The organism is Pseudomonas sp. GW823-FHT02C02 (assembly GCF_058797635.1).
The window spans coordinates 166,724-182,391 of record NZ_JBXAJV010000012.1; the positions used below are offsets into that span (position 1 = coordinate 166,724).

The following is a 15,668-nucleotide window of genomic DNA, read 5'->3' on the forward strand; positions in this document are numbered from 1 at the left end:
TTCCTCAGCTTTGCGACTGCTGCGCAGCCGAGCGGGAGCAAGCTCCCCACAGGCAAGCGTCCTGCCTGGGCGTTACTCGTCGTCGAAGTTGTAGCTGCCCGGTGCGAGGTTTTCGAAGCGGGTGTACTTGCCGATGAACGCCAGCCGCGACGTGCCGATCGGGCCGTTCCGCTGCTTGCCGATGATGATCTCGGCGATGCCTTTGTGCTCAGTTTCCGGGTGGTACACCTCGTCCCGGTAAACGAACATGATCACGTCAGCATCCTGCTCGATCGCTCCGGATTCCCGGAGGTCGGAGTTGATCGGGCGTTTGTTCGGTCGCTGCTCCAGGGAGCGGTTGAGCTGGGACAACGCCACCACCGGGCAGTTGAATTCCTTGGCGAGGGCCTTCAAGGAACGGGAGATCTCGGAAATCTCGTTGGTCCGGTTGTCACCGCCCGAACCCGGGATTTGCATCAATTGCAGGTAGTCGATCATGATCAGGGCGATGTCGCCGTGCTCACGCACCAGGCGTCGGGTACGCGCACGCATTTCCGACGGGCTGATGCCGGCCGTATCGTCGATGAACAGTTTGCGATCATTGAGCAGGTTGACCGCCGAGGTCAGGCGCGGCCAATCGTCGTCGTCCAGGCGACCGGCACGGACCTTGGTCTGGTCGATACGGCCGAGGGACGACAGCATACGCATGATCAGCGATTCGCCTGGCATCTCGAGCGAGTAGACCAGTACGCACTTGTCACTGCGCAACACGGCGTTTTCCACCAGGTTCATCGCAAAGGTGGTTTTACCCATGGATGGACGGCCGGCGACGATGATCAGGTCAGACGGTTGCAAGCCACTGGTCATTCCGTCGAGGTCGGTGTAACCGGTGGACAGACCAGTAATGGCGTTGTCGGTGTTGAACAAGGTGTCGATGCGGTCGATAGCCTTGGTCAACAGGTCATTCACACTCACCGGGCCGCCGGTTTTTGGCCGGGCCTCAGCGATCTGGAAGATCTGGCGCTCGGCTTCGTCGAGAATCTCTTCAGCGGTACGGCCTTCCGGGTTGAAGGCACTGTCGGCAATTTCGGAGGCAATGCCGATCAGTTGGCGCAAGGTTGCCCGCGCACGAACAATCTGCGCATACGCCTTGATGTTGGCGACGGACGGCGTGTTTTTCGCCAGCTCACCCAGGTATCCGAGACCACCGACCTGCGAGGTCTGACCTTCCTTGTCCAATTGCTCGGCAAGGGTCACGACGTCGATGGGGGAGTTCTGGTCGGCGAGCTTGGCGATCGCGCGGAAGATCAAACGGTGGTCATGCCGATAGAAATCGCCGTCCGACACTTGATCCAACACGCGTTCCCAGGCGTTGTTGTCCAGCATCAAACCACCGAGCACGGCCTGTTCGGCCTCGATGGAATGCGGCGGCACCTTCAGGGCAGCGGTTTGCAGATCGTATTGCTCGGGAGCGGAGATATCGTTCATGGCCACTAGAAATTGGGGGTTTCAGAAAGACAAAGGGCACGACCTGTAAACAGGATCGTGCCCGATGTTACCGGCAAGCACCCGAGGGTGCCAGCCGACAAGTGCTGCTTAAGCTGCTACCACGACAACGCGTACGGTGGCTTCAACTTCGGCGTGCAGGTGCACGGCTACGTCGAATTCGCCTACGTTGCGGATGGTGCCGTTCGGCAGACGAACTTCGCTTTTTGCCACTTCAACGCCAGAGGCGGTCAGTGCATCAGCGATGTCGTGAGTACCGATCGAACCGAACAGCTTGCCTTCGTCACCAGCGGTGGCAGTGATAGTCACTTCCAGCTCAGCCAGTTGGGCGGCACGGCTTTCAGCCGAAGTTTTACGGTCTGCTGCGGCTTTTTCCAGCTCAGCGCGACGCTCTTCGAACGCAGCCAGGTTGGCAGCGGTCGCAGCGGTAGCTTTGCCGTAAGGCAGCAGGTAGTTACGACCGTAACCAGCCTTAACGTTTACTTTGTCACCCAGGTTGCCCAGGTTGGTGACTTTTTCCAGAAGGATCAGTTGCATGTGAAAATCCTCTTAACTTTTAACCTTCACCGTTCGCGCTATCGACGTCTTTCGGCGTCGAACGACCGCGAAAATCAATCAGGCTGTCGACGATGGCCAAGACCACCAGCAACGGATAGATCAGCTGCATGAACAGCAACAGCGTGACGTACAACCCCACCAGCCAGAACCTGGCCAGTCGCTTTTGCGCCACCAGCCCGTGAATCAGGGCCAGCCCGGCGAACACCAGCGGTACGCTGCACAACGGCGTCAACATGGCCATCTGTGGACCGATGTTCGGTCCCAGAAGCATGAACGCCAGCAGCAACATCGCTGGTAAAAGCGGGAATCGGATGGCGCGAAACTCGCGACCAAAACCACCCGGGTTGTACAACAACGCCTGCCAGTAGCGCCCGACAATCAGGCTCAGCACACTGACGATTTGCAACAAGGCCGCAATCAGGCCGGTCAGGACCGGTGCAATCAGGGACGCAAAATGCGCTTGCTCGTCTACCGACAACTTCTGGTAGACATCACCGAGTAGCGACGGCATGACTTTTATCAAAGCCTGCGCCAGCATCTCGATTTGGGGAGCAAAAACTGTCCCCAGCACCACTGCAAACACCACTCCCATCGCTATGCTGACCAGCAGCACGCGGTTCCAGGACTCGCTTGCGCGCAAAACCAACGCAAGGCTCGAAGACCCCAGCAGCACCAGAAGTGCCCGTGGGTCATCGGAGTAAAGCCACCAGATCAACGCCGGCAGCAGCCCCAGAGCAAGTACGCCAATGGCGTCCTTCAATCCGCGCCGCAGGAGCACAAGGCATCCGGCGGCAGCACCCAACCAATACAACAACGGCAGTATTGCGCATCCAGCCACTACCAGAGTGGCCTGCATACGGCCGCGCATGATGAACTCAGCTAAGGCGCGCATGCATTCAATCCTTTGCTACGTGTCGACTGCCCGGTCTCAGCGGCCGTGGCTGTCGGTGTAGGCCAGCAGGGCCAGGAAGCGGGCGCGCTTGATAGCGGTGGCCAGCTGACGCTGATAACGAGCTTTGGTACCGGTGATGCGGCTTGGAACGATTTTGCCGGTCTCGGATACGTAGGCTTTCAGAGTGTTGAGATCTTTGTAATCGATCTCTTTCACGTCTTCAGCGGTGAAGCGGCAGAATTTACGACGACGGAAGAAACGTGCCATTTGATAGGCTCCTTAAAAGGTCCGTGGATTACTCGTCAGCGTTATCGCTGTTGTCGCTGTCATCACTATCAGCGCTTTCAGCGCCTTCGTGCTCAGGACGGTCGCGACGCTCACGGCGCTCACTGCGGTTTTCTTCAGCCTTGAGCATCTCGGATTGGCCGGTAACGGCTTCTTCGCGACGGATGACCAGGTTACGGATCACTGCATCGTTGTAGCGGAAGTTGTCTTCCAGCTCGGCCAGGGCCTTGCCAGTGCACTCAACGTTCAGCATCACGTAGTGAGCCTTGTGAACATTGTTGATTGCGTAGGCCAGTTGACGACGGCCCCAATCTTCCAGACGGTGGATTTTGCCGCCGTCTTCTTCGATCAGCTTGGTGTAACGCTCAACCATGCCGCCGACTTGCTCGCTTTGATCCGGGTGGACCAAAAAGATGATTTCGTAATGACGCATGAATGCTCCTTACGGGTTGTAGCCTGCCGTTCAAAAACGGTCAGACAAGGAGTGAATGACACTTATGGACTTGCTTGCGATAGACACGTGAGTGCCTGCCGTCACAGCAAGGGGCGCAATTGTAGAGAAGGGATAGAAGAGGTGCAAGGCAATTGGTGATTATTTGAACAGTTCGTTCGCACCGCAACTTTTCGCCCTGACACAAACCACTGTGGGAGCGAGCCTGCTCGCGAAGGGGGCATGACATTCAACATTGATGCTGAATGTTACTCCGCTTTCGCGAGCAGGTGCGCTCCCACAGGGATTACAACCGGCTTAAGACTTCTTGCCACCCGCCGCAGCTTTGACGCTGCGCTGGCGCTGGGCCTCGAACAGGCAAACGCCAGTCGCCACAGACACGTTGAGGCTGCTGACGCTGCCCGTCATCGGCAGATGCACCAGGTAGTCGCAAAGATCGCGAGTCAGGCGACGCATGCCACTGCCTTCCGCGCCCATGATCAGGATGGTCGGGCCGGTCATGTCTTGCTGATACAGACTCTGCTCAGCCTCGCCCGCCGTACCGACAACCCACAAGCCACGCTGCTTGAGTTTTTCCAGGGTTCGCGCCAGGTTGGTCACGGCGACCAACGGAATCACTTCCGCCGCACCACAAGCCACCTTCCGTACCGTCGGGGTCAGGGTGGCTGACTTGTCCTTCGGCACGATCACCGCCAGCGCACCGGCCGCATCGGCCGAACGCAGGCAAGCGCCCAGATTGTGCGGATCGGTCACGCCGTCGAGCACCAGCAGCAGCGGCGCGCCTTCGGTGCGATCGAGCAACTCGTCGAGCATCGCTTCGCCCCAGACCTGGCTCGGGCTCACATCCGCCACGACGCCCTGGTGCACACCCTCAACCCAGGCATCCAGCTCACGGCGCTCGGCCTGGCCGACGGCCACGCGATTTTCCGCAGCCAGGGCGATCAGTGTCTGAACCCGCGGATCACTGCGGCCTTCAGCCAGCCAGATTTGCTTGACGCGTTTCGGGTGGTGACGCAGCAATGCTTCTACAGCGTGCACGCCGTAGATCTTTTCCAAATTACTCATGACTTGGCCTTAGGTTTTCGCGCACCGCCGCTTTTGGCTGGGGCCGAACCCGCTTTCGGCGGGCCTTTACGGTGTTTGCTTGGCTTGCTGCCGGGGGCCTTGTCAGGCGCCGACCGTCCGGTCTTTCCCCCAGACGCCGCTTTACCGCCGCTTTTTGCTTCAGACAGTAACGCCTGTTTCAATTCACGGCTTTTACGCAACTCGGCATTTTTCGCCGCAGCATCGCTTGGGCGATAGGCTTCGACAGCCTTTTCCTTGGCAGGACGACGACCGGTTTTTGCCGGTGCCGGTTCTGCTGCGGTTTTGGCCGATGTCTTGGCGGCTGGCTCGGTCTTTTCAGTTCCGCGCTTTTTGCGGCCGATCGGCGCGCTGATGGTTTTTTCCGCCATCTCGAAGTCGATCTTGCGCTCGTCGAGGTCAACGCGCATCACGCGCACTTCAACGGTGTCGCCAAGGCGGAAGCTGCGACCGGTACGCTCACCGGCGAGGCGGTGGTGCACAGGGTCGAAGTGGTAGTAATCGCCCGGCAGCGCGGTGACGTGCACCAGGCCTTCGACGTAGATGTCGGTCAGCTCGACGAACAGACCAAAACCGGTCACTGCGGTGATCACACCCGGGAACGATTCGCCCACACGGTCTTTCATGAACTCGCACTTGAGCCAGTTCACCACGTCGCGGGTGGCTTCGTCGGCACGGCGTTCGCTCATCGAGCATTGCTCGCCGAGCTGCTCCAGCGCCGCTTCGTCGTATGGATAGATGCGCGCTTTCGGAATAGTCATCGCGCCGGCACGGCGAACGTGCGGGGTGTTCTGCTTGGAATGGATGACGCTGCGGATCGCCCGGTGCGTGAGCAAGTCCGGGTAGCGGCGGATCGGCGAGGTGAAGTGGGTATAGGCTTCGTAATTCAGGCCGAAGTGGCCCTGGTTATCGGCGCTGTACACCGCCTGGCTCAACGAGCGCAGCATGACGGTCTGGATCAAGTGGAAATCCGGACGGTCCTTGATGCTGGCCAGCAAGGCCTGGTAATCCTTCGGCGACGGGCCGTCCTTGCCTTTGTGCAAGGACAGGCCGAGCTCGCCGAGGAAGGCGCGCAGTTTTTCCAGACGCTCCGGTGGCGGACCGTCGTGGACGCGATACAGCGCAGGGATTTCGTGCTTTTTCAGGAATTCGGCGGTGGCCACGTTGGCCGCCAGCATGCATTCCTCGATCAGCTTGTGCGCATCGTTACGCACGGTCGGACGGATTTCGGCAATCTTGCGCTCGGTACCGAAAATGATCCGGGTTTCCTGCGTTTCGAAATCGATCGCGCCACGCACGTGACGAGCAGCCAGCAGCACTTTGTACAGTGCGTAAAGCTGCTTGAGGTGTGGCAGGACGTCGGTGTACTCGCCACGCAGCTGACGCGCTTCTGTGAGTTTCGGCGTTTCCAGCATCGCGCTGACCTTGTTGTAGGTCAGGCGGGCGTGGGAGTGAATCACCGCTTCATAGAAGCAGTAGTCGGTCATCTCGCCGGTTTTGGAGATGGTCATCTCGCAAACCATGGCCAGGCGATCGACGTGCGGGTTCAGCGAGCACAGGCCGTTGGACAGCTGCTCCGGCAGCATCGGCACGACGCGCTCGGGGAAGTACACCGAGTTGCCGCGAACCTGGGATTCGTTATCCAGTGCCGAACCGATCTTCACGTAGCTGGAAACGTCGGCAATCGCCACGTACAACTTCCAGCCGCCGGAGAACAGGCGCAGCTTGCCAGGCTTGGCTTCGCAGTAAACCGCGTCATCGAAGTCGCGCGCATCTTCACCGTCGATGGTCACGAACGGCAGATGACGCAGGTCGATGCGCTTCTCTTTGTCTTTCTCTTCAACTTCAGGCTTGAGCTTGGCGGCTTCTTTGAGCACCGCCTCAGGCCAGACGTGAGGAATATCGTAGGTGCGCAGGGCAACGTCGATTTCCATGCCCGGCGCCATGTAGTTGCCCACGACCTCGACCACGTCGCCTTGCGGCTGGAAGCGTGGGGTCGGCCAGTGCGTGATCTTCACTTCGACGAATTGACCGATCTGCGCGTTGGCGTTACGACCCGGAGTGACCAGCACTTCTTGCTGGATCTTCGGATTGTCCGCCACCACGAAGCCGATACCGCCTTCTTCGAAGTAGCGACCGACGATGGTCTCGTGGGCACGGGACACCACTTCGACGATCATGCCTTCGCGACGACCGCGACGGTCGAGGCCAGACACACGGGCCAGGGCTCGGTCACCATCGAACACCAGGCGCATTTGCGCCGGGCTCATGAACAGGTCATCGCTGCCGTCGTCCGGGACCAGGAAGCCGAAGCCGTCACGGTGACCGCTGATGCGGCCCAGGATCAGGTCGAGCTTATCCACAGGCGCATAGGTGCCGCGACGGGTATAGATCAGTTGAGCGTCGCGCTCCATGGCGCGCAGGCGGCGACGCAGGGCTTCGATCTGGTCTTCCGTGGTCAGACCAAACTCTTCCACCAACTGCTCGCGGTTAGCAGGCGAACCCCGATCAGCAAGGTGCTGAAGGATCAGTTCGCGGCTAGGAATAGGGTTTTCATATTTTTCCGCTTCACGAGCGGCCTCGGGATCGAGGGACTGCCAATCGGCCATTAGAGAGTTTTCACCTTGTCTATATGCGGGTTAGTTTGGCATAGGCGTAATGAAACGGGAAATTTCAGGCTGCGACAGCCTATCTAAAGCCTTATATCGACAGCGCAAAGCTGATTTAAATGCCGCTGGTAAAATTTTCCAGGTTTTTTTGATGCCAGGGGTTTACAGTTAAAAAGACGCTCCGTATAGTGCGCGCCATCGACGACGCACTAGCGTTGCCGATACTGCCCAGATGGTGAAATTGGTAGACACGCCAGCTTCAGGTGCTGGTGACCGCAAGGTCGTGGAAGTTCGAGTCTTCTTCTGGGCACCAATTACGAGCTTGAGATTAGATCAATTTCAAGGCTCACACAAAAACCCGCGAAAGCGGGTTTTTTGCATTCTAAACATCTGATTTATTAAATCTAAATCAGGGGTTTACAGATCAAAACGCTCTCCGTATAGTGCGCCACATCAACAGCGGCGACGCTGAAGATTATGCCCAGATGGTGAAATTGGTAGACACGCCAGCTTCAGGTGCTGGTGACCGCAAGGTCGTGGAAGTTCGAGTCTTCTTCTGGGCACCAATTCAAATTCAAGGTTTCGATCTTGGATTTCACAGAAACCCGCGAAAGCGGGTTTTTGCGTTTCTGGCATTCAAAAACTTCAAGCCATTACTCCTCCCTCGCCAAAGAGATCGCACCCCCTCTAGCAAAACCCTCTGCGCCCCGCAAGGCGCACTTGAGAAACAATATCGTTTATCATTGTTTCAAGTTTTTGCAATGCGACAGTGAGGAACCCTGCGAATGATGTTTCGAAATACCCTGCGCCGCGGCCTGACCTTCACCCTGCTCGGCCTGGCACTCGCCACTCCCCTCTCCCAGGCTGCTGATACAGTTTCCCTGACCCTCTACAACGGCCAACACAAGGAAGTCGGCGACGCCATCGCCAAAGCCTTCGAAGCCAAGACTGGCATTCACGTCAACGTACGCAAAGGCAGCAGCAATCAGCTCGCCAGCCAGGTCGTCGAAGAAGGCGACCGCTCTCCCGCCGATGTGATCTACACAGAAGAATCGCCTCCGCTGAACAAACTCGGCGAACAGGGCCTGCTGGCCCAGACCGACGCCGCCACCCTCGCCGTTCTGCCGAAAGACTACGTCGCCGGTAATGGCACCTGGATCGGCATCACCGCCCGGGTCCGCGTGGTCGCTTTCAACCCGAAACTGATCGATGAAAAAGACCTGCCCAAGTCGGTGATGGAATTCTCCGATCCGAAATGGCAAGGCAAAGTCGGTTTCGTGCCTACCAGCGGCGCGTTCCAGGAACAGGCCGTGGCAATCATCAAAGTGCATGGCATGGACGCGGCCGAAGAATGGCTGACCGGCCTGCGCGCGTTCGGCAAGACTTACAGCAACAACATGGTTGCGCTGAAAGCGGTGGAAAACGGCGAAGTCGCCACCGTGCTGGTGAACAACTACTACTGGTTCGCCTTGCAACGGGAAAAAGGCCAGCTCGACTCGAAACTGCATTACTTCACCGGCGGTGACGTCGGCGGCTTGATCACTGTTTCCAGCGCCGCCGTGCTGAAATCCACCAAGCATCCAAAAGAAGCCCAGCAATTTCTCGCCTACATGGCCAGCGAAGAAGGTCAGCGCGTGATCACCCAGACCACCGCCGAATACCCGCTGCACAAAGGCATGGAATCGGATCGCGGTCTCAAGCCGTTCAGCGAACTGGAGGCACCGAAAGTCACCCCGGCCGACCTCGGCAACGCCGAAGAAGCCCTGGACCTGGAACGTGACGTTGGCTTGAACTGATGAGCGCATCGTTATCCGCCCCCGCCTCGCGCGGGGGTTACGTGCCACGGCGCAAGCGGCCGTCGATCTGGCTGCTGCTGCCGGTTTTGCTACTGGTGGTGCTCAGCCTTTTGCCGCTGGTGTATGTCGGGCTCAAGACTTGGCAGGCCGGCTGGGCCGAGGCGCTGCATTTGCTGTGGCGGCCTTATGTGTTCGGGCTGCTGCGCAATACGTTGGCGCTGATGATCGGCGTGACCGTCGCCTGCGGCGTGATCGGTTTGTCCCTTGCCTGGCTGCTGGAACGCAGCAATCTGCCAGGACGGCGTGTGTGGGGCGTTATCCTGTGCTTGCCGTTCGCCGTGCCGGCGTTCGTCAGCAGTTTTACCTGGGTATCCCTGAGCGCGCATTTCGAAGGCCTGGGTGGGGCGATCCTGGTGATGACCCTGTCCAAGTACCCGTTGATCTTTCTGCCCGTCGCAGCAACCCTGCGCAACCTCGATCCGTCCCTGGAAGAGTCAGCCCGCACGCTGGGACAGAATCGGTGGGGCGTGTTTTTCAGGATTACCCTCCCCCTGCTTTGGCCGTCCCTGCTTGCAGGTTCGCTGTTGATTGCCCTGCACATGCTGGTGGAGTTCGGCGCCCTGTCGATCATCGGCCTGCAAACCTTTACCACCGCGATTTATCAGCAGTTCGAACTGGAATTCAGCAACGCCAACGCGGCGATGCTGTCGGCGGTGCTTCTGGCGCTGTGCCTGGTGCTGTTGTGGCTTGAGTTGCGAGTACGCGGCAAAGGCCGGCACGTGCGCACCGGCCAGGGCGCAGCGCGGCAGGCGGAACAGGTTCGACTGGGGCCGTGGACGGTTGCCGGACAGGTTTACTGCCTGGCATTGGCAATCATCGGCAGCGGCATTCCGCTGGGGATGCTGGCGTACTGGCTGGCGGTAGGTTCGTCGGCAGCATTCCCGGTGGCAGCAATCAGCGAGGCGCTACTGTCGTCCCTGGCGCTGTCGCTGGGTGGCGCTGCACTGTGCCTGGTGCTGGCGGTGCCGGTGGGATTGCTGGTGGTGCGGCACAAAGGCCGGCTGGCGATCTGGGCCGAGCGCTTGCCCTATCTGCTGCACGCGCTGCCAGGCTTGGTGATTGCGCTGACGCTGGTGTATTTCGCCCTGCATTACGTGCCGGTGCTGTACCAGACTTCGGCACTGCTGCTGATCGCTTATGCGCTACTGTTTTTGCCATTGGCGCAGGCACCGATTCGCACGGCGCTGAACAAGGCCGCGCCGCAACTGGAAGAGGCGGCACGCACGCTGGGGGCATCGTCTTTCAGTGCGTTTTGCCGGGTGACGCTGCCGATCATCTTTCCAGCACTGGGTGCAGCGTTTGCGCTGGTGTTTCTGGATGCGATGAAGGAGCTGACGGCGACGCTGCTGTTGAGTCCGACCGGGCTCAATACGCTGGCGACGGAGGTTTGGGCGCATACCGCGAACGTGGAGTTCGCGGCAGCGGCGCCTTATGCGGCGTTGTTGATTCTGGTGTCGGGGCTGCCGGTTTACCTGTTAACAACCCGGATGTATTTGAGCCGTTGAGATCGCCATCGCGAGCAGGCTCACTCCCACATTTGATCTGAGGTGGTCACAAATTCTGTGCCCACCCACAAACCCGTGGGAGCGCGCCTGCTCGCGATGACGTCAGCTCAACCAATACAAATCTTACGCCCTGAACTGCCCCAGGCTCGCCTTCAGCTGCGCCGCCAACCCATCCAGCACCTTGCCGCTGGCCGTGGTTTCCACCACCGCCTGAGCCGCTTTCTCAGCCTGTGCATGAATCGTCTCAACCCGACCCCGCACCGCCTGCGCACCTTGCGCCTGATGCGCCGCTGCCTGGGTCGCCAGACCAATCGCCGCATGCACCTGCTCGACCGATGCCTGCACCGATTGCTGCAACCGTGCGCTGTCACGCAATACCAGCAAACCTTCATTGGCCTGACGCCCGGCCTGGCCGATCGCTGCCACCGCTTCACGTGCACCTTGCTGCAAGGCCACGATGTGCGCCTGGATGTCGCCGGTGGAGCTTTGAGTCTTGCTCGCCAACGCCCGGACTTCGTCCGCCACCACCGCAAAGCCGCGACCGGTTTCGCCGGCACGCGCCGCTTCGATGGCGGCGTTCAGTGCCAGCAGGTTGGTTTGCTCGGCGATCCCGTGAATCACCGTCAGCACCACTTCAATCTGCTCGCTCTGCTGCGCCAGACGCTCGATGACTTTCGCCCCGGTATCGACCTGCCCGGCCAACGCCTCGATCAGGCTACCGACCTTCGCCGAAGTTCGAGTGTTCTCATCGGTGGCCGAACGAATATCCACCACTTGCTGCAACGCAGCCTGCATGGCGTTGCTTTCCGATTGGGCTTCATCGGCCATCTGCGACAACGCGCGCAGGCTCTCAGCCACTTCATCACGCTGCATGCCCGCCGCCGCATCAGCTCCGGCATTGCGCAGGGTCATGGCGCCGATTTCCACACCGGTACGCTGGGCCACATCGCCCGCTTCGCGCACGATCGGCTGCAACTTATCCACAAAGCGGTTGACCGCCGCGGCCATATCGCCGATTTCATCTTTGCTATTGATCTGCACGCGCTTGGTCAGGTCGCCCTCACCCGCCGCCAGGTCATCCATGGCGGCGATGAGCATTTTCAAGCGATTGACCACGCGACGGCCCAGCACCACCGCGAGCAACAGCAGCACACCGCAACCGACCAGCGCCAGGAACATCCCGATGCGCCAGCGCAATGTCGACGCCGCTTCCTGCACGGTGCTGGTGGTGTTGGCTTTCATTTCAGAGGCCGTAGCCTGCGCAGACGTCAGACGCGCACGCATCGCCGTGGCGCTGTCGGCGGCCGCGCCTTTGAGGCTGTCGCCAACCAGTTGATCTCCGCTGGCGATCAGCGCCGCAAAACGTTTATCCAGGGCCGCCAGATCAGTTTCCACCGAGGCGGTCGAGACACCCATCAAGACCTTGCCGATTTCCACGCCGTTGGGGTTGATCGATGCTTCGAGGTAGTAGACCGATGGATCGTTCTTCGCCGCGTCCAGCACTTTGTCCAGCGCACGCTCGCCCTGGCCTTTCTCCAGCAGCGCCTTGTTGATCGGGTTTTCGCGGTTGAGGTAGCGCGTCAGGTGTTGACCCGTCGCGTCGTCATACACCACGAACAACACGTTGGGATTGCGCTGGGCTCGACGGGCAAATTCGGACAGGGTTGGAACGTCGCTGTCCCACATGGCGCGCGGAGCGACCGAGGCCAGCAGTTGCGCCATGTCGTTGGCCGAATCCTTGAGATCCTTTTCCAACGTCGCACGCAATTGCACCTGCTCGTCTTTCAAGCGAGTCGACAAGCCGGCGGTGAGTCGCTGACGGGTGCTGGTAGAGAGGTTGTCCAGGCTCGACGTGACTTCACGCCCCGCCTGCTCAAGCTCTCCAGACAGTTTTTGGCTGTCGACACCCAGACGCACACCAAGATCAGCCTCAAGCGCAGTCACCGTGCTCCGAGTCAGAGCAACAGCCACCAGCACCTGCACCAAAAGGGCGATACCAAGGGTAACGAACACAGGCCGCAACAAACGGCTTTGTAACAATGAGAGAACGGCCGACACTTGGAATCCCTCTGCTTTGGCGCCATTAAATTGATGGCGCACTGGAAGCGATGCTTTTATTCAACATCACAGCAAAGGTCATGCCGTCCGGCAGGTATAAATGACAAAGGGCCCAATCAAGGGCCCTTTGCTTTCTACATCAACAACTTATTAAGCGAACGGGTGACGCAAAACGATGGTTTCGTTGCGGTCCGGGCCCGTCGAAATAATGTCAATCGGCGCACCGACCAACTCTTCGACGCGCTTGATGTAGTTGCGAGCAGCTTGCGGCAGCTCTTCCAGCGTCTTGGCACCGACGGTGGATTCGGTCCAGCCTGGCATCTCTTCGTACACCGGCTCCAGGCCGATGTAGCTGTCGGCGTCAGTCGGCGCGTCGATCACTGCACCATCCTGGTTCTTGTAGCCAACACAGATGTTGATGGTTTCCAGACCGTCCAGCACGTCCAGCTTGGTCAGGCACAGGCCCGAGATGCTGTTGACGTCGATAGCGCGACGCAGGATGACGGCATCGAACCAGCCGCAACGACGGGCACGACCGGTGGTAGCGCCGAACTCGTGGCCACGCTTGGCCAGGAATGCACCCACGTCGTCGAACAGCTCAGTCGGAAACGGACCCGAACCCACGCGGGTGGTGTACGCCTTGGTGATGCCCAGGATGTAATCCAGGTACATCGGACCAAAACCCGAACCGGTAGCGATGCCGCCCGCGGTGGTGTTGGAGCTGGTGACGTACGGGTAGGTACCGTGGTCGATGTCCAGCAGGGAGCCTTGGGCGCCTTCGAACATGATGTCTTTGCCAGCGCGACGCAACTCGTGCAGCTCGGCGGTGACGTCGAGCATCATCGGCTTCAGCAGCTCGGCGTATTCCATGCACTCGTCGAGTGTTTTCTGGAAGTCGATCGCAGGCTCTTTGTAGTAATTGACCAGGACGAAGTTGTGGTAATCCAGCAACTCACCCAGCTTGGCGGCGAAACGCTCACGGTGGAACAGGTCACCGATGCGCAGACCGCGACGTGCAACCTTGTCTTCATAAGCCGGGCCGATGCCGCGACCGGTGGTACCGATCTTCAGCTCGCCACGGGCCTTTTCACGGGCCTGGTCCAGCGCGACGTGGTAGGACAGGATCAGCGGGCAGGACGGGCTGATACGCAGGCGCTCACGCACCGGTACGCCTTTCTCTTCCAGCTTGATGATTTCCCGCAGCAGAGCGTCGGGTGCAACCACCACGCCGTTGCCGATCAGGCACTGCACGCCTTCGCGCAAAACGCCCGACGGAATCAGGTGCAAGACGGTTTTTTCGCCGTCGATCACCAGGGTGTGACCCGCGTTGTGGCCACCCTGGTAGCGCACTACGGCGGCAGCATGTTCGGTCAGCAGATCAACGATCTTGCCTTTGCCCTCATCACCCCATTGGGTGCCCAGGACTACGACATTCTTACCCATAACACTTGTCCTCATTCGCGCAAACTTGGTGCCGGCCGCAGCCGACAGGAAAACTCAAGAAGCCAGTGGCGATACTTGCCAAAGCCCGTTCTGCTGAATCAATTGCCGGTCGCAGTCCGCTTCACGGGCGGCGGCCAAAGGTTGTCCAGGCAACGCCTGAACGACACGCTGACCCTCACTGCGCAACTGACAAACCTGCTGCCAGAGTGCCGCATCCGTACTGTCAGGCATCCAGATACCGCCAGACGGTAGCTTGATCTCAGCACGCCCCAGGGTCACCAGGGTTTTCAAATCGGTGGAGAAGCCGGTTGCCGGACGAGCGCGACCGAAGTCGGCGCCGATGTCGTCGTAACGACCGCCCTGGGCAATGGACTGGCCAACACCCGGTACGAACACCGCGAACACCACACCGGTGTGGTAGTGGTAGCCGCGCAACTCGCCCAGGTCGAAATAAAGCGGTAACTCCGGGAAACGCGTGGACAGACGCTCGGCAATCGCCAGCAAATCGTCCAGCGCCGCCAGAACCGGCGCTGGCGCATGCGCCAGACGCTCGCGAGCAGCGCTCAATACTTCACGGCCGCCACACAGATCGACCAACGCGCGCAACATGCCCGACAGATCGGCAGGCAAGCCTTCGGTCAAGGTAATGACCTCGTCGATGGCCTTGCGTTGCAACGCATCGAACAACTGCTGTTCAACTTCGCCAGACAGACCGGCCGCACGGGCCAGGCCGCGGTAGATGCCGACATGACCGAGGTCCATGTGCACATCCGGCACATCGGCCAGTTGCAGCATGGCCAGCATCAGGCTGATGACTTCCACGTCGCTGCTCGGGCTGGCATCGCCATACAACTCGGCGCCCAGCTGGATCGGGCTGCGTGAGGACGACAGGGCGCGCGGCTGGGCATGCAGCACGCTGCCGGCATAGCACAGGCGGCTCGGGCCTTCACGGCGCAGGGTGTGCGCATCGATGCGCGCCACTTGCGGCGTGATGTCGGCACGGAACCCCATCTGCCGGCCCGATTGCGGGTCGATGACCTTGAAGGTCCGCAGATCGAGGTCCGAGCCCGCGCCGGTCAGCAGGGATTCCAGGTACTCGATATGGGGAGTCACGACAAACTCGTAACCCCAGCTCTGGAACAGATCCAACACCTGACGACGCGCGACTTCAATGCGCGCCGCCTCTGGTGGCAGTACTTCTTCGATGCCATCTGGCAGCAGCCAGCGGTCTACCGTTGCCATTACGCCATTCCCCTATGATCCGGGCGGCCAGCCGTTGGGCGAGCCTTGAGTGAAGCAGAAAATGGTCGGCGCATGTGCAAACCACGCGCATAAACAACGTGGCGAAAAGCCTGAAACCGGCTTCGCCAACCACTTTCCTCGAAAAACCTGTCGAGTCATTCAACTCGGGCGCCCGCTAAAAACAGCAATCAAACGTGCAGA

The 15,668-nt window shown here is 59.8% G+C and carries 12 protein-coding genes and 2 tRNA genes; 4 read left to right on the forward strand and 10 right to left on the reverse strand.

Features of this window, described 5'->3' with window-relative positions; all coding sequences use genetic code 11:
- Positions 1-72 precede the first annotated feature (72 nt).
- From dnaB to rnr, 7 genes are all read right to left on the reverse strand, one after another.
- Entirely contained in the window at positions 73-1,467 is a 1,395-nt protein-coding gene (gene dnaB, locus AC1ROI_RS21455) for a replicative DNA helicase (RefSeq protein WP_010464182.1), read from the reverse strand.
- A gap of 108 nt (positions 1,468-1,575) precedes the next feature.
- Positions 1,576-2,022, reverse strand: a complete 447-nt coding sequence (rplI, locus tag AC1ROI_RS21460) for a 50S ribosomal protein L9 (RefSeq protein ID WP_003197251.1) — start codon at positions 2,020-2,022, stop codon at positions 1,576-1,578.
- Between the two features lie 19 nt (positions 2,023-2,041).
- Positions 2,042-2,935, reverse strand: a complete 894-nt coding sequence (locus AC1ROI_RS21465) for a YybS family protein (protein ID WP_010464187.1) — start codon at positions 2,933-2,935, stop codon at positions 2,042-2,044.
- Between the two features lie 36 nt (positions 2,936-2,971).
- Positions 2,972-3,202: a 30S ribosomal protein S18 gene (gene rpsR, locus AC1ROI_RS21470; RefSeq protein ID WP_002551829.1), complete on the reverse strand. Its 231-nt coding sequence runs from the start codon at positions 3,200-3,202 to the stop codon at positions 2,972-2,974.
- A gap of 28 nt (positions 3,203-3,230) precedes the next feature.
- A complete protein-coding gene (gene rpsF / locus AC1ROI_RS21475) occupies positions 3,231-3,653 on the reverse strand; it encodes a 30S ribosomal protein S6 (RefSeq protein ID WP_003217491.1) in 423 nt (140 codons plus the stop codon).
- A gap of 315 nt (positions 3,654-3,968) precedes the next feature.
- The gene (gene rlmB, locus AC1ROI_RS21480; protein ID WP_010464188.1) at positions 3,969-4,736 is read right to left on the reverse strand and encodes a 23S rRNA (guanosine(2251)-2'-O)-methyltransferase RlmB; all 768 of its coding nucleotides are present in this window, start codon (positions 4,734-4,736) and stop codon (positions 3,969-3,971) included.
- Complete coding sequence (gene rnr / locus AC1ROI_RS21485; RefSeq protein WP_010464189.1) at positions 4,733-7,363, reverse strand: ribonuclease R; 2,631 nt, start codon at positions 7,361-7,363, stop codon at positions 4,733-4,735. Before rnr ends, rlmB begins: the two co-directional genes overlap by 4 nt.
- A gap of 226 nt (positions 7,364-7,589) precedes the next feature.
- On the opposite strand from rnr, the gene AC1ROI_RS21490 reads away from it, so the two are divergent.
- The 4 genes from AC1ROI_RS21490 to AC1ROI_RS21505 all read left to right on the forward strand — a co-directional run bounded on the left by AC1ROI_RS21490 (position 7,590) and on the right by AC1ROI_RS21505 (position 10,724).
- Positions 7,590-7,676: transfer RNA gene (locus AC1ROI_RS21490), tRNA-Leu, on the forward strand.
- A 166-nt stretch (positions 7,677-7,842) separates the two neighbouring features.
- Positions 7,843-7,929: transfer RNA gene (locus tag AC1ROI_RS21495), tRNA-Leu, on the forward strand.
- A 219-nt stretch (positions 7,930-8,148) separates the two neighbouring features.
- Positions 8,149-9,159, forward strand: coding sequence for an extracellular solute-binding protein (locus AC1ROI_RS21500; RefSeq protein ID WP_102594080.1), 1,011 nt, complete (start codon positions 8,149-8,151; stop codon positions 9,157-9,159).
- Entirely contained in the window at positions 9,159-10,724 is a 1,566-nt protein-coding gene (locus tag AC1ROI_RS21505; protein WP_077750242.1) for an ABC transporter permease, read from the forward strand. Before AC1ROI_RS21500 ends, AC1ROI_RS21505 begins: the two co-directional genes overlap by 1 nt.
- Positions 10,725-10,847: 123 nt before the next feature.
- Here the strand turns inward: AC1ROI_RS21505 and AC1ROI_RS21510 are convergent, their stop codons facing one another.
- The 3 genes from AC1ROI_RS21510 to AC1ROI_RS21520 all read right to left on the reverse strand — a co-directional run bounded on the left by AC1ROI_RS21510 (position 10,848) and on the right by AC1ROI_RS21520 (position 15,467).
- A complete protein-coding gene (locus AC1ROI_RS21510) occupies positions 10,848-12,782 on the reverse strand; it encodes a methyl-accepting chemotaxis protein (RefSeq protein ID WP_010464192.1) in 1,935 nt (644 codons plus the stop codon).
- A gap of 150 nt (positions 12,783-12,932) precedes the next feature.
- Entirely contained in the window at positions 12,933-14,225 is a 1,293-nt protein-coding gene (locus tag AC1ROI_RS21515) for an adenylosuccinate synthase (RefSeq protein ID WP_010464193.1), read from the reverse strand.
- 54 nt (positions 14,226-14,279) lie between these two features.
- Positions 14,280-15,467: an ATP phosphoribosyltransferase regulatory subunit gene (locus AC1ROI_RS21520; RefSeq protein ID WP_010464194.1), complete on the reverse strand. Its 1,188-nt coding sequence runs from the start codon at positions 15,465-15,467 to the stop codon at positions 14,280-14,282.
- Positions 15,468-15,668: the final 201 nt, after the last annotated feature.